The 18,015-nt window shown below is 69.0% G+C and carries 18 protein-coding genes and 1 pseudogene; 7 read left to right on the top strand and 12 right to left on the bottom strand.

Going from position 1 to position 18,015, the window contains the following annotated elements; all coding sequences use genetic code 11:
* Nucleotides 1–3 precede the first annotated feature (3 nt).
* Nucleotides 4–414 (top strand): F420-dependent biliverdin reductase, encoded by a 411-nt coding sequence (locus tag ACXDF8_RS21660; RefSeq protein WP_457225333.1) that lies wholly within the window; start codon nt 4–6, stop codon nt 412–414.
* Between the two features lie 16 nt (nt 415–430).
* Here ACXDF8_RS21660 and ACXDF8_RS21655 read toward each other — a convergent pair whose 3' ends face one another.
* Nucleotides 431–1,552 (bottom strand): M24 family metallopeptidase, encoded by a 1,122-nt coding sequence (locus ACXDF8_RS21655; RefSeq protein ID WP_457225332.1) that lies wholly within the window; start codon nt 1,550–1,552, stop codon nt 431–433.
* A 78-nt stretch (nt 1,553–1,630) separates the two neighbouring features.
* On the opposite strand from ACXDF8_RS21655, the gene ACXDF8_RS21650 reads away from it, so the two are divergent.
* On the top strand, nt 1,631–2,587 hold the full coding sequence (locus ACXDF8_RS21650) for a 5'-3' exonuclease (protein WP_457225331.1): 957 nt from the start codon (nt 1,631–1,633) through the stop codon (nt 2,585–2,587).
* An 82-nt stretch (nt 2,588–2,669) separates the two neighbouring features.
* On the opposite strand, the gene ACXDF8_RS21645 is transcribed toward ACXDF8_RS21650, so the two are convergent.
* From ACXDF8_RS21645 to pafA, 7 genes are all read right to left on the bottom strand, one after another.
* Nucleotides 2,670–3,452: a DUF4333 domain-containing protein gene (locus tag ACXDF8_RS21645; RefSeq protein ID WP_457225330.1), complete on the bottom strand. Its 783-nt coding sequence runs from the start codon at nt 3,450–3,452 to the stop codon at nt 2,670–2,672.
* Between the two features lie 57 nt (nt 3,453–3,509).
* Nucleotides 3,510–6,344 carry a DEAD/DEAH box helicase gene (locus tag ACXDF8_RS21640; RefSeq protein ID WP_457225329.1) on the bottom strand — a complete coding sequence of 945 codons (2,835 nt, stop codon included), beginning with the start codon at nt 6,342–6,344 and terminating at the stop codon, nt 3,510–3,512.
* Nucleotides 6,328–7,272, bottom strand: a complete 945-nt coding sequence (gene tatC, locus ACXDF8_RS21635; protein WP_457225328.1) for a twin-arginine translocase subunit TatC — start codon at nt 7,270–7,272, stop codon at nt 6,328–6,330. Before tatC ends, ACXDF8_RS21640 begins: the two co-directional genes overlap by 17 nt.
* 47 nt (nt 7,273–7,319) lie before the next feature.
* Nucleotides 7,320–7,586, bottom strand: a complete 267-nt coding sequence (gene tatA / locus ACXDF8_RS21630; protein ID WP_457225386.1) for a Sec-independent protein translocase subunit TatA — start codon at nt 7,584–7,586, stop codon at nt 7,320–7,322.
* Nucleotides 7,587–7,651: 65 nt separating this feature from the next.
* Complete coding sequence (locus tag ACXDF8_RS21625) at nt 7,652–8,623, bottom strand: helix-turn-helix transcriptional regulator (protein WP_457225327.1); 972 nt, start codon at nt 8,621–8,623, stop codon at nt 7,652–7,654.
* Complete coding sequence (locus ACXDF8_RS21620) at nt 8,620–9,609, bottom strand: helix-turn-helix transcriptional regulator (protein WP_457225326.1); 990 nt, start codon at nt 9,607–9,609, stop codon at nt 8,620–8,622. The genes ACXDF8_RS21625 and ACXDF8_RS21620 overlap by 4 nt, the downstream gene beginning before the upstream one ends.
* Before the next feature lie 48 nt (nt 9,610–9,657).
* Nucleotides 9,658–11,016 (bottom strand): Pup--protein ligase, encoded by a 1,359-nt coding sequence (pafA, locus tag ACXDF8_RS21615; protein ID WP_099247298.1) that lies wholly within the window; start codon nt 11,014–11,016, stop codon nt 9,658–9,660.
* Between the two features lie 115 nt (nt 11,017–11,131).
* Here pafA and ACXDF8_RS21610 point away from each other — a divergent pair, with 115 nt between their 5' ends.
* Both ACXDF8_RS21610 and ACXDF8_RS21605 read left to right on the top strand, forming a co-directional pair.
* Complete coding sequence (locus ACXDF8_RS21610) at nt 11,132–11,404, top strand: DUF7162 family protein (RefSeq protein ID WP_457225325.1); 273 nt, start codon at nt 11,132–11,134, stop codon at nt 11,402–11,404.
* The gene (locus ACXDF8_RS21605; protein WP_457225324.1) at nt 11,401–13,122 is read left to right on the top strand and encodes an alpha/beta hydrolase; all 1,722 of its coding nucleotides are present in this window, start codon (nt 11,401–11,403) and stop codon (nt 13,120–13,122) included. The genes ACXDF8_RS21610 and ACXDF8_RS21605 overlap by 4 nt, the downstream gene beginning before the upstream one ends.
* A 33-nt stretch (nt 13,123–13,155) precedes the next feature.
* On the opposite strand, the gene prcA is transcribed toward ACXDF8_RS21605, so the two are convergent.
* The 4 genes from prcA to dop all read right to left on the bottom strand — a co-directional run bounded on the left by prcA (nt 13,156) and on the right by dop (nt 16,616).
* Entirely contained in the window at nt 13,156–13,920 is a 765-nt protein-coding gene (gene prcA / locus ACXDF8_RS21600) for a proteasome subunit alpha (protein WP_457225323.1), read from the bottom strand.
* Entirely contained in the window at nt 13,921–14,811 is an 891-nt protein-coding gene (prcB, locus tag ACXDF8_RS21595; RefSeq protein WP_457225322.1) for a proteasome subunit beta, read from the bottom strand. It lies immediately after the preceding gene.
* Nucleotides 14,808–15,002, bottom strand: coding sequence for a ubiquitin-like protein Pup (locus tag ACXDF8_RS21590; RefSeq protein ID WP_457225321.1), 195 nt, complete (start codon nt 15,000–15,002; stop codon nt 14,808–14,810). Before ACXDF8_RS21590 ends, prcB begins: the two co-directional genes overlap by 4 nt.
* A gap of 105 nt (nt 15,003–15,107) precedes the next feature.
* Complete coding sequence (gene dop / locus ACXDF8_RS21585) at nt 15,108–16,616, bottom strand: depupylase/deamidase Dop (protein WP_457225320.1); 1,509 nt, start codon at nt 16,614–16,616, stop codon at nt 15,108–15,110.
* Nucleotides 16,617–16,750: 134 nt separating this feature from the next.
* Between dop and ACXDF8_RS21580 the strand changes: the two genes are divergently transcribed.
* The 3 genes and pseudogenes from ACXDF8_RS21580 to ACXDF8_RS21570 all read left to right on the top strand — a co-directional run.
* Nucleotides 16,751–16,972, top strand: coding sequence for a hypothetical protein (locus ACXDF8_RS21580; protein WP_457225319.1), 222 nt, complete (start codon nt 16,751–16,753; stop codon nt 16,970–16,972).
* Nucleotides 16,972–17,610 carry an amidohydrolase family protein gene (locus ACXDF8_RS21575; protein ID WP_457225318.1) on the top strand — a complete coding sequence of 213 codons (639 nt, stop codon included), beginning with the start codon at nt 16,972–16,974 and terminating at the stop codon, nt 17,608–17,610. The genes ACXDF8_RS21580 and ACXDF8_RS21575 overlap by 1 nt, the downstream gene beginning before the upstream one ends.
* Nucleotides 17,611–17,705: 95 nt before the next feature.
* Nucleotides 17,706–17,939: pseudogene (locus ACXDF8_RS21570) on the top strand (alpha/beta hydrolase); the annotation flags it as partial.
* Nucleotides 17,940–18,015: the final 76 nt, after the last annotated feature.

The raw sequence follows: 18,015 nt of genomic DNA, 5'->3' as shown, positions 1-18,015 counted from the left end.
CCGATGGCGAACTCAACCACCCGGCTGACCGGCGATGCGTTGGCATTCCTCACCGAACGCCACCTCGCCATGCTGACAACGCTGCGCGCGGACAACTCACCACATGTGGTGGCGGTCGGCTTCACGTTCGACCCGAAGACCCACATCGCCCGAGTCATCACCAGTGACGGCTCGCAGAAGGCGGTCAACGCCGAACGGTCCGAGGTCGGGGTGCTGTCCCAGGTGGACGGGGCCCGCTGGCTGTCGCTCGAGGGCCGCGCCAGTGTGAACCGGGATCCCGCAGCGATCCGCGACGCGGAGTTGCGCTACGCCCAGCGGTATCGCACTCCCCGGGTCAACCCGCGGCGCGTCGTGATCGAGGTCCACGTGGAGCGGGTGCTGGGCTCCTCAGGGCTGCTGGACCGCAAAGACTGACCCGGTCTGATCCCGGCTAGACCGGCACCACGGTCAGCTCGTGCGGTCCGTTGTTGACCGCCAGAGCACCGTCAGCGGTGACGATGACGATGTCCTCGATGCGAGCGCCCCAGCGGCCGGGGAAGTAGATGCCCGGCTCTACCGAGAACGCCATACCCTCGGTCAGCGGCAGGCTGTTGCCCGCGACGATGTAGGGCTCCTCGTGCACCGACAGGCCAATCCCGTGCCCGGTGCGGTGCACGAAGCAGTCGCCGAGCCCGGCGTCGGCCAGCACATCGCGGGCGGCGGCGTCGACCTGTTCGGCGGTGACCCCGGGCCGCACCGCGGCGACGGCGGCCGCCTGCGCGCGCTGCAGCACCGCATACTGTTCGGCGATCTCGGGGGTCGGCTCCCCCAGACTGTAGGTGCGGGTGCAGTCCGAGTTGTAGCCCGGATCGTAAGGGCCGCCGATGTCGACGACGACGATGTCGCCGGCCTGCAGCACCCGGTCCGAACACTCGTGGTGCGGGTCGGCGCCGTGCGGACCGGAGCCGACGATGATGAACGCCACCGCCGAATGCCCTTCGGCGACAATGGCCTCCGCGATGTCAGCGGCCACGTCGGCCTCGGTGCGCCCAGGCACCAGGAACTCGGGAACGCGGGCGTGCACCCGGTCGATCGCCGCACCGGCCTTGCGTAGGGCGTCGATCTCGGCCGGATCCTTGACCATGCGCAACTGGCGCAGCACATCGGTGGCCAACACCGGGACCGCGCCGAGGCGTTGCGCCAGTGGAAGCAGATGCAGTGCGGGCATCGAATCGGTCACCGCAACCCGGGCGTGCCCGCCGAGGGCGTCGGCGACCACGTCGTAAGGATTCTCGCCGTCCACCCAGTCGCTGACGGTCAGTCCCAGGTCAAGCACCGCGGATTCCTTGAGCGACGCCAACTCCAACCGCGGCACGACCACCGTCGGCCGGCCGGTGGCCGGCACCACCAGGGCCGTCAGCCGCTCGAAGGTCTGGGCGGCCGAGCCGACGAGGTAGCGCAGGTCGTAGCCGGGCGTGATGACCAGGCCGGCCAGCCCGGCACCGGCGGTCGCGGCGGCCGCCGCGGCGAGCCGGCGGGAGTACACATCGCTGCTGAAACGGCTGGCGCTCATGCCAGCCAGGCTAGCCGCCGTCATCCGCTGACGCGACGGTGCGCGACCGCGCGGAGCGCTCCTGGCAGGATGAACGGCATGTCCGCCCCGGTGTTGCTGCTCGACGGCGCCAGCATGTGGTTCCGGTCCTTCTTCGGGGTGCCGTCGTCGATCACCGCGCCCGACGGGCGGCCGGTCAACGCGGTGCGCGGCTTTCTCGACAGCGTGGCCACGTTGATCACCCGGGAACGCCCGGCTCGGCTGGCGGTGTGCCTCGACTTGGATTGGCGCCCGCAGTTCCGCGTGGACGCCATCCCGTCCTACAAGGCCCACCGGGTCGCCGAGCAGAACCCCAGCGGCGAGCCGGACGTCGAAGAGGTCCCCGACGAGCTCAGCCCGCAGGTCGACATGATCATGGAGTTGCTCGACGCGTTCGGCATCGCCACCGCGGGAGCCGCGGGCTTCGAAGCCGACGACGTGCTGGGGACGCTGGCCGTCGCCGAACGGCGTGATCCGGTGGTCGTGGTCAGCGGAGATCGCGACCTGTTGCAGCTGGTGGCCGACGACCCCGTCGCCATCCGGGTGCTGTATCTGGGACGCGGGCTGTCCAACGCGACGATGTTCGGGCCGACCGAGGTCGCCGAGAAGTACGGCGTACCCGCGCATCGGGCCGGGCCTGCCTACGCCGAACTGGCTCTGCTGCGCGGCGATCCGTCCGACGGGCTACCCGGGGTTCCCGGCGTCGGCGAGAAGACCGCGGCGACATTGCTGGCCCGCTACGGCTCGCTCGACGAGATCCTGGCCGCCGCAGCGGACCCGAAATCCAAGCTGCCCAAGGCTTCTCGCACAAAGCTGCTGGCCGCTGGCGACTACATCGCGGCAGCCGGCCCGGTGGTGCAGGTGGCCCGGGATGCGCCCGTGGAACTATCCACCACCGACGACCGATTGCCGTTGGCGGCCGAAAACCCGGCGCGGGTTGCGGAATTGGCGGCCCGGTACGGGGTCGGCTCCTCGATCGCGCGGCTACAGAAAGCCCTGGACACGCTGCCGGGTTGAGCCCGGCCGGCGAGCGTGCGAGTCGGTACCGTGACACGCCGCGCGAGTGCGCATTTGATGCACACTCGCGCCAGCGTGAGACCTACTTGGGGCGGCCGACCTCATAAGTGCCGTTGTTGTCCTGGAACGTGACCGTCACCTGACGCTTGGTGCCGTCGATGCTGACCTCGCAGTTGAAGGTGTCGCCCTTCTTCACCGTCGGGTTCTGGCCGTTGTTGCACTTGACGTCCTTGACGTTCTTGGCACCGTAGCCGTTGGTCTCATCGGTGAGGATTTGCTGCACGCCTTGCTGCGCCTTGGTGATGTCCAGCTTGGTGGTCACGAAGAAGCCGGGCTTCCAGAAACCGAGAACCAGGACGACGGCGATGACGATCGCCGCGAGCACGCCGGCGACGGTGCCGATCACCGCCGTCGACCGCTTGGCCATTTCCTCGCCGCCGGGTTGAGGGTACGGCGCGTACTGACCCGGCTGACCCTGCGGCGGGTATTGCCCGTAAGGCTGGCCGTACGGTCCGGGCTGCGGGTAGGGCGGCTGGCCGTACTGACCCGGCTGGCCATAGGCGGCGGGGTTGTATTCGGCGGGCTGGTAGCCCTGCTGCGGGTAGCCCTGCGCCGGCTGCTGACCGTACTGGGGGTACTGCTGGGTGTAGGCGGGGGGCTGCCAGGCCGGCGGCTCGGTGGACGGCTGCTGCCAGGTCTCACCGCCGCTGGGCTGCCAGGCGGGAGTGTCGCCCGCGGGATGTTCGGGTTGCTGCCAGGACGGCGCCGCGGTCGTGGGCTCGGTGCCGGGGGCAGGCTGATCCTGACCCTGGGCGGGCTGCTGAGCCTGCCAGGGATTGGGGTCAGATCCCTGCGGTCCGCTCATCGTCTCTCCTTGATCTGGTAGCGATTCGCCGCTCCCCACCGTAGCGTTTGCATCACCCTACCCGCCATCAACAGCGACGACGCCGCGCCGGATGTCGTCGATGGCGCGTTTCGCGACGGCCCGCAGGCCGGCCTCCGGACCCGCGTTGCGAACCTGGTCGAGGAGGTCGAGCACCTGCCTGCACCACCGGACGAAGTCGCCCGCGGACAGCGGGGTACCTGCTCCGGTGACATCGGAGGCGGCCAGTGCAGCCGCGAGGTCGCCGGTGGTCGCCCAGCGGTAGACGGCGACGACGAAGCCTTCGTCAGGGTCGCGAGTCGGGGTGATGCGGTGGCGGTTCTCGTCGGCGCGCAGCTGGGCCGACAGCCGGCGCGTCTCGACCAGCGCCCGCCGCACGTTCGCGGTGGGCATTTCGATCGCGTGCACCGGGGTGGGGCCGTCACTGCCACGGGTCTCGAAGACCATCGCCGACAGCACGGCCGCCAGCTCGGCGGGCGCGAGCCCCTTCCAGATGCCGGTGCGCAGGCATTCGGCGACCAGGAGGTCACTCTCGCTGTAGATCCGTGCCAGCAGGCGCCCGTCGGCGGTGACCCGCGGCTCGCCGGCCTGCCCGCCACCGAAGTCCACGAAGCCGCGTTCGGTGAGCAGTCCCAGGATCCGGTCGAACGTGCGTGCCAGCGAATTGGTTGCCGCGCTGACCTTCTTGCGGATCGCCTCGTTGTCGCGCTCCACCCGCAGATAGCGTTCGCCGACGCGCACTTTGGCCTCCCGGTCGGCGATCCGGTGCACGGAGTGCTTGCGCATCGCATCGCGCAGCGACGCCAACTCAGGGTCCGCGTCGGGCGTGTCCTCGCCGGCGCCGCGGCCCCTGCGGGTCGCGGGCACCGCCAAGCCAGCTGCCGCCGAGCGCAGCGCGGAGGCTAGATCGCGACGCACCCGGGGTTGGCGGTGCTCGACCCGCTTGGGCAGATTCATCGACCCGATCGGGCCGCCCGCCCCTGCGTAGTCGGCGGAGGAAATCCTTCCGGCCCAACGGTGTTCACTGAGCACCAGCGGCCGCGGATCGTCGTCGTCACCGGCTGCTTCCAGCACCACGGCCAGTCCGCCGCGCCGGCCCTGGGTGATGTTGATGATGTCGCCGCGCCGCAGCGAGGTCAGCGCGTCGTTGGTGGCCTGCCTGCGCTGCAGCCGCGATGCCCGGGACTGTGCCCGCTCGCGCTCGCTGATCTTGGCCCGCAGCCGCACGTAGTCCAGGATCGCCGGCTCGCGGTCGGGCTGGGCGCGCCGGTTCCAGCCGAGTTCGGCGGCGATGTCGTCGAGCATCTTCTCACCGCGTTCCACCCCGCGGACCAGCCCCACCACCGAGCGATCCGCCTGATACTGGGCGAACGAACGCTCCAACAGCCGGTGCGCCTGCTCGGGTCCCATCTGATTGACCAGGTTGATGGTCATGTTGTACGACGGCGCGAAGGAACTCTTGAGCGGGAAGGTGCGCGTCGAAGCCAGACCGGCGATCTCGGTGGGCTCGGCGGTGTCGTCGTTGGGATTCCAGATCACCACGGCGTGACCTTCGACGTCGATTCCCCGGCGCCCGGCCCGCCCGGTGAGCTGGGTGTACTCCCCCGGCGTCAGCGGCATGTGCTGCTCGCCGTTGAACTTGACCAACTTCTCCAGGACGACGGTGCGGGCCGGCATGTTGATACCCAGTGCCAGCGTTTCGGTGGCGAAGACGGCCTTGACCAGACCCGCGGTGAACAACTCCTCGACGGTGTGCCGGAAGACGGGCAGCATGCCGGCGTGGTGCGCGGCCAGACCCCGCAGCAGGCCTTCGCGCCACTCGTAGTAGTCCAGCACCACCAGGTCGGCGTCGGCGAGATCGCCGCAACGGCGGTCGATCACCTCGGCGATCCGCCCGCGGTCGGCCTCGGTCGTCAGCCGCAGCGAGCTGCGCAGGCACTGTTTGACCGCGGCGTCACAGCCGGCGCGGGAGAAGATGAACGTGATCGCCGGCAGCAGCCCTTCGCGGTCGAGTGCGGCGATCACGTCGGGGCGCGCCGGCGGCCGGTAGAACCCGCCGCCACCGCCACCGCCGCCGGACCGGCCTGGCCCGCGCCGGCGGGGCTGCCAGTCGGTCAGCCGCTCGGCCTCCCGGCGGTGGGCGATGTGGCGAATCAGCTCGGGGTCGACCAGGTGTTGCTTGCCCGAGGCGCCCGCGGCGGCCGAGTAGTCGAACAGGTCGAACATCCGCTTGCCGACCAGCACGTGCTGCCACAGGGGAACCGGTCGGTGTTCGTCGACGACGACGGTGGTGTCGCCGCGGACGGTCTGGATCCAGCCGCCGAACTCCTCGGCGTTGCTCACCGTGGCGGACAGGCTGACCAGCCGGACCTCCTCGGGCAGGTGCAGGATGACCTCTTCCCACACCGCGCCGCGCATCCGGTCGGCCAGGAAGTGCACCTCGTCCATCACCACATGCGAAAGTCCCTGCAGCGCATCTGAACCGGCGTAGAGCATGTTGCGCAGCACCTCGGTGGTCATCACCACCACCGGCGCGTCGCCGTTGATCGACTGGTCACCGGTCAGCAGCCCGATGCGTTCGGCGCCGTAGCGGCGCACCAGATCGTTGTGTTTCTGGTTGCTCAACGCCTTGATCGGCGTGGTGTAGAAGCACTTCCGCCCGGCGGCCAGCGCGAGGTGCACGGCGAACTCACCGACCACCGTCTTGCCGGCGCCGGTCGGTGCGCACACCAGGACACCGTGGCCCCGTTCGAGCGCCTCGCACGCCTGAATTTGGAACGGGTCGAGCCGGAAGGTCAGCAGTTCGGCGAACTGCGCGAGCTGCGGGCCCGAATCACGGTGCGTGTCACCGCCGTCCTCAGGTGATGTCGTCATGCTGTGCCGCATACTGCGCGGGGGTGGCCACCGGGGTCGGCGGCTCGATCGGCGCTGCCTGGTCGTCGGGGATCTGCGCCTGCGCCTCACGCGCCTCGCGGCGGGCCTTGCGCGCGTCGTGCAGGTGGGTGACCTGGATGGCGAGTTCCATCAGCAACGACAGTGCCAGCCCCAGCGCCAGCATCGAGAATGGGTCCGAGCCTGGTGTGGCGAAGGCCGCGAACACGAACACCCCGAAGATCAGCCCCCGCCGCCAGGACTTGAGCTTCTCGTAGTGCAGCACGCCGATCATGTTGAGCATGATGATCAGCAGCGGGAATTCGAAGCTGACCCCGAACACGAGCAGCAGATTGATCAGGAAGCCGAAGTACTTGTCGCCGGAGAGCGCTGTCACCTGGACGTCGTTGCCCACGGTCAGCAGGAAGTGCAAGGCCTTCGACAACACGATGTAGGCCAGCACGGCGCCGGCGACGAACAGAATCGCCGCGCACGTCACGAACGCCATCGCGAAGCGCCGCTCGTTGCGGTAGAGCCCGGGCGTGATGAAGGCCCACAGCTGGTAGAGCCACACCGGGCAGGCCAGCACGATGCCGGCGGTCATCCCGACTTTCAGGCGCAACATGAACTGGTCGAACGGTGCGGTGGCGAGCAAGCGACAACCGCCGTCGGCACTGATGTCGGCGCGCGCCGACGGCGGCAGCGAGCAGTACGGCTCACGAAGCCATTCGCCGAGACTTTCCACGCCCAGGAAGCTGTGGCCGTACCAGAGGAAGCCGACGATGGTCGTCAGCGCCACGGCGCCCAACGAGATCAGCAGTCGGAAGCGCAGTTCCCGGAGGTGGTCGACGAGGGACATCGTCCCGTCCGGGTTGGTGCGGCTGCGGCGGCTCCGGGGGTCCAGCCGCGACAAGAATTTAGGGGTGCGCACGGCAGCGTGTGTCTACCGGCGCCTGCGCGCCGGGAACGTCGTCGGGTTCAGGCCGGTTTGGCGTCGGAGTGGTTCTGCGCCGACGGCGGGGTCACCGGGGCTTCGACACGCTCGGACTGCACCTGGGTGGGCGGCTGCACGGGCGCGACCGGGGTCTCCGCCTTGTTGTCGTTCTGCAGTTCCTTGACCTCGGACTTGAAGATCCGCATCGACTTACCCAGCGAACGCGCAGCGTCAGGCAACCTCTTCGACCCGAAGAGCAGCACGACCACGGCGATGAGAATCAGCCAGTGCCACGGTTGTAGAGCACCCAATTTGGTCACCTCCAGAAGTTGTCTCGATGCTACCCCACCACCCCGGTGACGAGCCTGGATGCAGGTCAGCCGTCGAGCGCGGCGTAGGCCGCCAGGGCCGCGGCGGCGCCCTGGCGCACCCGGGCCACCAGCGAGTCGGGACCGAGCACCCGCACGTCGGGGCCGAAGCCCAGCAGCGCCCGGGTCATCCACTCCTCCGAGGCGTAGGTCATCGCGGCCTTGCGGTAGCCGCCGGGCAACTCCTCGAGGATCCGCATCGGGTAGTACTCGAGCATCCACGACGCCGTGGGCGCCACCACCAGCGTCGCGGCGGGTAAAGCCGGGTCGGCATCGAACAGCGAGGTGTCCGGGCCGGCCTGCACGGCCGGCGCCGGGGCGGCCGCCGCCTCGTCGAGGACGGTCGCCTCGACGATCCGGTCGAAACGGAACAACCGGACCCCCTCGGCCTCGCGCGACCAGGCTTCCAGGTAACTGTGGTCGCCCACCAGGACCACCCTGATCGGGTCGACCACACGGCTGGACAGGATGTCCCGCGACGCCGAGTAGTACTCGATGCACACCGCTCGGCCACCCCGGACCGCGGCACGCACCGCGGCGGCGGCCTCACTTTCGATCGGCGCCGGCTCCTCGACAGCGGCGGCCGCGCCGGTGTGGTCGTGGCCCACCGTGCCCGCCGCCGACTCGATCTTGGCGATCGCCCCGAGCGCCGCCTGTGGGTCGACGACCCCGGGGATGTCGACCAGCGCTCGCAGTGCCACCAACAATCCGGTCGCCTCCGGCGAGGTCAACCGCAACGGCTCGTCGATACCCGCCGAGAACGTCACCTTGATGGTGTCGCCGGAGAACTCGAAGTCGATCAAGTCGCCCGGGCCATAGCCGGGCAGACCGCACATCCACAGCTGGTCGAGATCCTGCTGGAGCTGCTTGCGGCTGACGCCGAGATCGGCGGCGGCCTCGTCATAGGTGATGCTCGGGTTGGCCTTCAGGTACGGGACCATGTTGAGCAGCCGGATCAGCCGGGTGGACACAGGGCTCATGCCGGCTCCCCCGCCTGCGCGGTCAACCGAGCGATCACGTCGTCGCGCAACGACGCCGGCTCCAGCACCAGCGCGTCGGCGGCGTGCCCGGCGATCTCGCGGGCCAGCCGGTCGCGGGTGCCGACGTCGACCTCGATGACATCACCGGCCCGGCCACCCACGGTGCGCGCCTGCGTGACGGTTCCGATGCGACGCAACGACATCGCGCGGCCCTCGGCGACCCAGACGGCCGCCTTCACACCGCTGGGTGCCTCGCCGATAGCGCGGTCCACGATCGCCCGCAGGTCGATTCCCTCCGGCCGGCGCACCGATCCGGGCGGGCCGACGGTCGTGACGTCGGCGCCGATGCGCGAGATCCGGAAGGTCCTGGTGGCGTTGCGATTCCGGTCGTGGCCGACCAGATACCAACGTCCGCGCGCGGTGACCACACCCCAGGGTTCGACGGTCCGCACGGTGTAGGGGTCGGTGGGCAACGATCGGTGCCGGAACTGCACCGGCTGGCCGGTATCGATGGCGGACAACAGGTTTCCGAGTACATCCTCGGAGCCGCGCAGTCCGGGCGGACCGGAGGCGGTGGTGATGGCAACCGCCGCGTCCGGGTCGACGTCAACACCGGCCGCGCGCAGTTTCAGCAGAGCACCCTGGGTGGCGGTGATCAGCTCGGGTGACTCCCACAGCTGGGTGGCCACCGCGACCGCGGCCGCCTCTTCCGGGGTCAGCTCGATGTCGGGCAGCGCGTAGGCGTCCCGATTGATCCGGTATCCCTCGGACGGGTCGAAAGACGAGACGCGGCCGGTTTCCAGCGGGATGCCCAGGTCGCGCAGTTCGTTCTTGTCGCGCTCGAACATCCGTGAGAATGCCTCGTCGCTGGGGCTGTCGGCGTAGCCCGCCACGCTGGTACGGATGCGTTCGGCGGTGATGTAGCCATGGGTGGACAGCAGCGCAATGACGAGGTTCATCAACCGCTCGACCTTGGATGTCGCCACTGGATAGACCTTAGCCGGGATGGGCGCTCCGCTCGTGCGGCGCGCAGGTCACATGCTGGCGATGAGCCGCTTGACGCGTTCGTCGACCGAACGGAACGGGTCCTTGCACAGCACCGTGCGCTGCGCCTGGTCGTTGAGCTTGAGATGCACCCAGTCGACGGTGAAGTCGCGTCCGGCCTCCTGCGCCGCGCTGATGAACTCGCCGCGCAACTTGGCGCGGGTGGTCTGCGGCGGGGTGTCGACGGCGGCCTCGATCTCCTCGTCCGTGGTGATCCTGGTCGCCAGACCTTTGCGCTGGAGCAGGTCGAACACCCCGCGGCCACGTTTGATGTCGTGATAGGCGAGGTCGAGTTGGCTGATCTTCGGGTCGGACAGCTCCATGTTGTAGCGGTCCTGATAACGCTGGAACAGCTTGCGCTTGATCACCCAGTCGATCTCGGTGTCCACCTTGGCGAAGTCCTGGCTCTCCACGGCGTCGAGTTGGCGACCCCATAGGTCGACCACCTGGTCGATCTGGGTATTGGGTTCGCGGGTCTGCAGGTATTCGACGGCGCGGGCGTAGTACTCCCGCTGGATGTCCAGGGCACTGGCCTGCCGGCCGCCGGCGAGCCGGACCGGCCGGCGGCCGGTCAGATCGTGGCTGACCTCGCGGATGGCGCGGATCGGGTTGTCCAGCGAGAAATCCCGGAATGCGACACCGGCCTCGATCATCTCCAGCACCAGCGACGCGGTGCCGACCTTGAGCATGGTCGTGGCCTCGCACATGTTGGAGTCGCCGACGATGACATGCAGCCGGCGGTACTTCTCGGCGTCGGCGTGCGGTTCGTCGCGCGTGTTGATGATCGGCCGCGACCGCGTGGTGGCGCTGGACACGCCCTCCCAGATGTGTTCGGCACGCTGCGAGAGGCAGAACGTCGCCGCCTTGGGCGTCTGCAACACCTTGCCGGCACCGCAGATCAGCTGCCGCGTCACCAGAAACGGCAGCAACACATCCGATATCCGAGAGAATTCACCGGCGCGGACTATCAGATAGTTCTCGTGGCAGCCGTAGGAGTTGCCCGCCGAATCGGTGTTGTTCTTGAACAGGTAGATGTCCCCGCCGATGCCCTCGTCGGCCAGCCGCTGCTCGGCGTCGATGAGCAGGTCTTCGAGCACCCGCTCACCAGCGCGGTCGTGGGTGACCAGTTGCACCAGGTTGTCGCATTCGGCGGTGGCGTACTCCGGGTGGCTCCCCACATCGAGGTACAGGCGCGCGCCGTTGCGCAAGAACACGTTCGAGCTGCGGCCCCACGACACGACCCGGCGGAACAGATACCGGGCTACCTCGTCGGGACTGAGCCGGCGATGGCCGTGGAACGTGCAGGTGACACCGAACTCTGTTTCGATGCCCATGATTCGTCGCTGCACGACACCGAGCCTACTTGTTGCTGTGCGGTAGCGGGTCTCAAGCCGACACCGAAACGTGCTCGGGTCGCTGTGGATTGCCGAAGACGCCCCGGCCGGACGGATGCCAGCATGAGTCGTGCCCGAGCCGGTGACCGTGGATATCGGGGGCGTGCGGGCCCTCGCACAACGGTTGACGTATGCCGCCGATGAGCTCGCCACCACCCTGATTCCCGGCGTCGACGGGCTGCCCGGATCCGCGCTCGCCGCCCTCGACTGTCCGCGCCACCTCGGCGCCGAGGTGGCGCGCCTGGGTGCGGCCGTGCACGAATGGGTGCGGGTGATCCGGCACGGCGCCGATGCGCTGATCAGGACCGAGAACGCCAACGCGACCCGGTTCCGGTCGCCGTGAGCGGGCTGACCATCGCCCAGGTGCGGGCCTGGCGCCCGGATGGGCTGGTCGCCCTGGCCCAACAGTGGGACGAGGCGGCCGGCAGGTTGCAGGCCCGTGCCGACACCATCGACCACGACGTCGCCGGAAGTGCAGCCGTCCTGCAGGGCGCGGGCGCAGATACCGCGCGTGCGGCCATCGGCCCCGCCACAGCCGAGTTGCGTCAGCTGTGCCGAGCCCTGGTCCTGGCCGCTGCCGAGGCCCGCGACGCCTCGGTCGCCGTCGGCGCCGCCCGCGAGCGGGTGCTGGCCGTCGTGGTCGATGCCGCCGACGAAGGCTACCTGGTCGGCGACGTCGGCACCGTGGGACCGCCGCCCAGCCCGTCGGCTTTGCTCGTCGCCTGCAGTGGCGGGTCGGAATCGGCGGCCAAGGCCATGCTCGAGGTGCGCGCCCAGGAGCTGAGCCGCGCCCTCAAAGCCGCCCTGGACGCGCTCTCGACTACCGATACCGAGGCCGCCCGGGCGATCGACACCGCCATGCGCACGGCCATGGGAGCCGCTTCACCAGCCGCAGCGGCGGTCCGGCCGGCCGCAGTGGCCACCGACCCGGTAACGCAGTGGCCACAGATGGGCCAGGACCGCATCGCCGCGCAGATCGGCGCGATGTCGCCGGAGGACCGCCGGCGACTGATCGCCCGCGCGCCGCACCAGGTCGGCAACACCGACGGCGTCCCGTGGGAGATGCGGATGGCGGCCAACCGGATCAACCTCGCCAACGCGATCCTCGACCAGCGCCGAACGATAGACCGCCCCGAGGAGGAGAAACTTCGCGCAGCGGTCTCCCCGGCGCTCGATCCGGCGTCGGCCGAACGACTGTGGGCGGCGCTGCACGCGGACCCGGCGATGCACGCCGCGGCAATCGCCGCCCATGACGGGGATGCGCGTCGTCGTATCGACTACTACGAAAGCCTGCTCGCCGACGTCCCCGACCCCTGCAACCGCGACCGGTGGGTGCCGCGGCAGATCCTGGCGTTCGACCCGGACCGGCAGTCGCTGATCGAGGTCTCCGGCGATCTGGACCGGGCCCGCTCGATCGCCGTGCTGGTGCCGGGGCTGAACACGAGGTTCGACGACTCGGCCGACGACCTGGCCACCGCACGACGGTTCGTCGCCGGGTCGGAGGGTGACGTCGCGATGATCAGCTACCTGGGCGGTCCGTTTCCGACGGGAGCACTGGCAGCAGGGGTGGCCGACGCGGCCGATGCCCGCTACGCCCTGGACATGGCGCCGCGCTTGGTCGCCTTCAGCGAGGATGTCGAGCGCCGCGCCGGATCGGTCCCCGTCACCTACATCGGCCACTCCTACGGCGGGTCGATCGTCGGCACTGCCGAGCGCTTCGGGCTGACCGCGGACCGGGTGATCTACGTCGAGGCGGCCGGCGCCGGGGTAGGCGTCCGCAATCCCGGTGACTGGCACAACCGCAATCCCGCGGTGCTGCGTTTCTCCCTGACCGCCCCCGCCGACCCGATCGGACTGGTCCAGGGCGTCCTGTTCGGCTCACACGGCGCCGACCCCGACCGGATGCCGGGGGTCGTGCAGCTTGCCGCGGGGCGGCGGTTGACGGGTGAACCGATGGCCGGACTGTCGGCACACAGCGACGTCATCAACGAACCCTCCGACGCCTGGCACAACATCCTGGCCGTGATCACCGGCGACCGCGAGCACATCCGGCTCAAATGAGGTCGCCGAGGTCCGCACGTGGGCGCGGCAGCGTCAGCCCTCGCCGGGGTCTTCGGCAGGTTCGACCGCAACCGCCTTGGGCAGAAGGGATTCCAGGGCCGCACCGGTGATTCGCCGGAACGCACGCCGGGGCCGGCCGACGTCGAGCACGGCCACTTCCAGCGTCGCCGGACCCAGCACCCGCGGCTCGGCCGCCGGAGTGGCGTTGCCCGCGCTGCTGGTGATACCGGCGCGCAGCGCCTCCACGGCGATCCGCACCGCCTCGGACAGTTCGGCGTTCTCGGAGTAGGTCTCTTTGAGGGCGGTGATGATCGGTTCGGTAGTGCCGCCCATCACCACGAAGTGGGGTTCGTCGGCGATCGAGCCGTCATAGGTGATCCGGTACAGCTCAGGCGGTTTGGTCTCACCGTGGTGTGCCACCTCGGCCACGCACAACTCCACCTCGTAGGGCTTGGCCTGCTCGGTGAAGATCGTGCCGAGGGTCTGCGCGTAGACGTTGGCGAGCTGGCGCCCGGTCACGTCGCGCCGGTCGTAGGCGTACCCGCGGGTGTCGGCGAACTGGATACCGCCGCGGCGCAGGTTGTCGAACTCGTTGAACCGGCCGACGGCGGCGAAGCCCACCCGGTCGTAGAGCTCGCTGACCTTCTGCAGAGACCGCGACGGGTTCTCGGCGACGAACAGCACGCCGGAGTCGTAGGCGAGCACGACGACACTGCGCCCGCGGGCAATACCTTTGCGCGCGAGCTCCGAACGCTCACGCATCGCCTGCTCAGGCGAGATGAAATAAGGGAAGCTCACTCAGTCCACCCGGGGTGCTTCGTTGCTCGGACCCTTGCCGGGGCCGAATGTGTTGATGTGCGAACGGCTCTCGATCACCTCACGAGCCAGCCGGGAAATCCGCTCCTCGGCAACCTCGAGCGCGCCGTCGGCCTCGATGGTCACCGCGGTCGGGAAGATCCCACGGACCAGGTCGGGACCACCGGTGGCGGAATCGTCGTCGGCGGCGTCGTAGAGCGCCTCGACGGCAGCTCGCAGGGCCGAATCGGCATCCATGACAGCGGAATACAGCTTCTTGATCGACGACTTGGCGAACAGCGAACCCGAACCTACCGACTGATAGCCCTCTTCTTCGATGTTCCACCCGCCGGCGGCGTCAAACGAGACGATGCGACCCGCAGCCTGCGGGTCCGGATCGTCAAGGTCGTAGCCCACCAGCAGGGGCAGCGCGACGAAGCCCTGCAGGGCCGCACCGAGATTGCCGCGCACCATTGTCGAGAGCCGGTTTACCTTGCCGCGGAAGGTCAACGGCACGCCCTCGACCTTCTCGTAATGCTCGAGTTCGACGGCGTAAAGGCGAGCGAACTCGACGGCGATCGCCGCGGTGCCCGCGATACCGGTGGCCGTGTAGTCGTCGGTGATGTACACCTTCTGGACATCGCGACCGGCGATCATGTGGCCCTGCGTCGACCGGCGGTCACCGGCTATCAGAACCCCGCCCGGGTAACGCAGCGCAACGATCGTGGTGCCGTGCGGAAGTGCCGAGCCGGGCAGCGACGGATCGAAGCCGGCGCTCACTCCGGTGGCAGTCGGTAACAGTTGCGGGGCCTGCCGCCGCAGGAACTCGGAGAACGAAGACAAATCGGTTGTCGGGGAACTACTGGCCAGGCGATCGGGGAAAGGCCAGGTCACTGTCCGCCCTTTTGAACGTATGCGCGCACGAAGTCCTCAGCGTTCTCCTCGAGGACGTCATCGATCTCATCGAGCAGATCATCGGTCTCCTCGGCGAGCTTGTCACGACGCTCCTGGCCGCCGGCACCGTTAGCGCCGAGGTCGTCGTCCTCGCCGCCACCGCCGCCACGCTTGGTCTGCTCTTGAGCCATCGCTGCCTCCTGCTCGTCATCGGCGACCGAGTCGTGCCATCCGGTACGGGCCGCCGGTTCTTCCACCCTACCGGTCGGGGCCGGTATTGCTTGCTCTAACGAACCTCAGGTCGTCAGTTGTTCCACGAGTTCTGCTGCGCTGTCGACCGAATCGAGCAACGCCCCGACGTGGGCTTTACTGCCGCGCAGCGGCTCCAGCGTCGGAATCCGGACCAGCGAATCGCCGCCCAGATCGAAGATCACCGAATCCCAGCTCGCCGCCGCGATGTCGGCGCCGAACCGGCGCAGACACTCGCCGCGGAAGTAGGCCCTGGTGTCCGTCGGCGGGTTGTCCACCGCTTCGAGCACCTGTTGCTCGGTCACCAGCCGCTTCATCGACCCGCGGGCCACCAGCCGGTTGTAGAGACCCTTGTCCAGTCGCACGTCGGAGTACTGCAGGTCGACCAGATGCAGCCGCGGCGCCGACCAGCCGAGGTTCTCCCGCTGCCGGAAGCCCTCGAGAAGGCGGAGCTTGGCCGGCCAGTCGAGCAGCTCGGCGCACTCCATCGGATCGCGTTCGAGCAGGTCGAGGATGTCGGCCCAGGTCTCTAAGACGTGCGAGGCGCGCGGATCGGGATCGCGGGCGTCGACCAGCTTGGCCACCCGGTCCAGATAGATCCGCTGCAGGGCCAGCGCGGTGAGCTCCCGACCGTCGGCGAGTGCGACCGCGGCCCGCAGCGACGGGTCACGGCTGATCACGTGCACGGCGTGCACCGGGCGGGCCAGCGCCAGGTCGGACAGGTCCAGCCCGTGCTGGGGTCCTTCCTCGATGAGGTCGAGCACCAGTGAGGTCGTGCCCACCTTGAGGTAGGTCGAGGTTTCGGCGAGATTGGCGTCACCGATGATGCAGTGCAGTCGGCGGTACTTGTCGGCGTCGGCGTGGGGTTCGTCCCGGGTGTTGATGATGCCGCGCTTGAGGGTGGTCTCCAGACCGACCTCGACCTCGATGTAGTCGGCGCGCTGCGACAGCTGGAAACCGGGTTCGTCCCCGGACGGGCCGATGCCGACGCGTCCGGAGCCGGTGACGACCTGCCGGGACACCATGAACGGCGTCAGGCCGGCGATTACCGCGGAGAACGGCGTGTGCCGGCTCATCAGATAGTTCTCGTGCGAGCCGTACGAGGCGCCCTTGCCGTCGACGTTGTTCTTGTACAGCTGCAGCTTCGCCGCGCCTGGAACACTGGCCACGTGCCGTGCGGCGGCCTCCATCACCCGCTCACCGGCTTTGTCCCAGATCACCGCGTCGAGCGGGTCGGTGACCTCAGGGGCCGAGTACTCCGGGTGCGCATGGTCGACGTAGAGCCGAGCGCCGTTGGTGAGAATCATGTTCGCGGCGCCGACCTCATCGGCGTCGACGATCGGCGGCGGTCCCGACGCGCGGCTCAGGTCGAAGCCGCGGGCGTCGCGCAGCGGGGATTCCACCTCGTAATCCCAACGGGTGCGCTTGGCGCGCTGGATACCTGCCGCCGCCGCGTAGGCCAGCACGGCTTGGGTCGAAGTGAGGATCGGATTGGCGGTCGGGTCGGACGGCGAGGAGATGCCGTACTCGACCTCGGTCCCGATGATCCTCTGCATATCGGCAAGCCTAGCGGGGCGCGATGTGCGGTTGTGCGGGAGTCGCAGCAGCTCGGGCGATTGTGCCTGGCGTGGGGAATTTGGCGAAGTGGGCAGCACCATGATCACGCAGGTCCTGCACGACACCACGTTGCTTGACGTCGACCGGCGCCGCACCGGTCGACGACGCCGGCGTCGTGATCGAGCGCGATCGGATCTCGTGGGCCGGTCCTGCGGCGGGCGCCCCGCCGACACCCGGCGCGGTGCGCGTCGACCTCGACGGACACGCGCTTTGCCCCGGCTTCTTCGACTGCCACGTCCACTTCGGGCTGCCCGGCTCCGCCGGGAGAACGGGGTCACCGCCGCCCGCGACCTGATGGGGATCGACACCGGTGTGCGCGAAGCCGTCGCCGACGGGCCGAGCGCAGGCCCACGACTGCTGGTCGCTGTCAACATGCTCAGCCAGACTGGTGGACACGCAGATTTCCACCTGCCCACGGGCATCGGCCTCGGGAGCTTCATCGGCGCCTATCTGGTCGACAGCGTCGACGCCGCCCGCATCCGGGCACGCGAGATGCTGCGCGCCGGTGTCGATGTCAGCAAAGTCGCCTCCAGCGGAGGCGTGTCGTCGCCCAACAACTACCCGACCTGGCTCGGGATGCGGCGGGAGCTGATCGCGGCGATCGTCGAGGAGGCCAGCATCAAGATCGCGGTGGGCACCGATGCGGGCCTGTCCCCCACTCGTGGAACCAATCTCCGCGGACTCGGCCTGCTGGTGAAGTTCGGTGGCCTGACCCCGATGCAGGCGATCGTCGCAGACACGCTGACCTCAGCGCCGCTGTGTGGGGTCGAGGGCACTGTCCGCTCGGCCGAGGCGGGCAAGGCCGCGGATCTCGTTGTCGTTCGGGACAATCCTGTCGATGACATCGATTCCCCGGGCGATCCGGCCAAGGTCCTGATGGTGGTCAAGGACGGGAAGACCGTGGGTAGTCGTGTCCGGTTCGTGGCCGCGTAAACCGCACCGGACTCGCAGCGTGTGCAACCATCGGTGCCATGAAAGCGACCGTCGTCCTTGCACCTGGTGGTGACGACCACGCTGACCGCGGTTGCCTGTATGCCACTACCAACCAGCACGGCGAACCCGCGGTGAACACTGCGGTGGTCTACACCCCGAAACTGCCGGCACCACAGGGTGGTTGGCCTGTCATCGCCTGGGCCCACGGCACCGTCGGACTCGGCGACGACTGCGCGCCGTCGGCCTTACCGCGCAGCCCACGCGACAACGAGTACCTGTCCCACTGGCTCGACCAGGGGTATGCCATCATCGGAACCGATTACGTCGGCGGGGTGGAGCTGCGGGACATCGACGTACCCGCGCGGTCGTCGATAGTCCTGGTCGATCAGCTGCGCGCCAACAACC

The organism is Mycolicibacterium sp. CBM1 (assembly GCF_054073305.1).
The sequence above is the reverse complement of the archived record's forward strand: the minus strand, read 5'-3'. Positions and strand labels throughout refer to the sequence as shown.

Coding starts and splice junctions, on each gene's coding strand:
- ACXDF8_RS21660 (WP_457225333.1), top strand. CDS start 4: ATGGCGAACTCAACCACCCGGCTGACCGGCGATGCGTTGGCATTCCTC.
- ACXDF8_RS21655 (WP_457225332.1), bottom strand. CDS start 1,552: ATGAGCGCCAGCCGTTTCAGCAGCGATGTGTACTCCCGCCGGCTCGCC.
- ACXDF8_RS21650 (WP_457225331.1), top strand. CDS start 1,631: ATGTCCGCCCCGGTGTTGCTGCTCGACGGCGCCAGCATGTGGTTCCGG.
- ACXDF8_RS21645 (WP_457225330.1), bottom strand. CDS start 3,452: ATGAGCGGACCGCAGGGATCTGACCCCAATCCCTGGCAGGCTCAGCAG.
- ACXDF8_RS21640 (WP_457225329.1), bottom strand. CDS start 6,344: ATGACGACATCACCTGAGGACGGCGGTGACACGCACCGTGATTCGGGC.
- ACXDF8_RS21625 (WP_457225327.1), bottom strand. CDS start 8,623: ATGAGCCCTGTGTCCACCCGGCTGATCCGGCTGCTCAACATGGTCCCG.
- ACXDF8_RS21590 (WP_457225321.1), bottom strand. CDS start 15,002: ATGGCTCAAGAGCAGACCAAGCGTGGCGGCGGTGGCGGCGAGGACGAC.
- dop (WP_457225320.1), bottom strand. CDS start 16,616: ATGCAGAGGATCATCGGGACCGAGGTCGAGTACGGCATCTCCTCGCCG.
- ACXDF8_RS21575 (WP_457225318.1), top strand. CDS start 16,972: ATGGGGATCGACACCGGTGTGCGCGAAGCCGTCGCCGACGGGCCGAGC.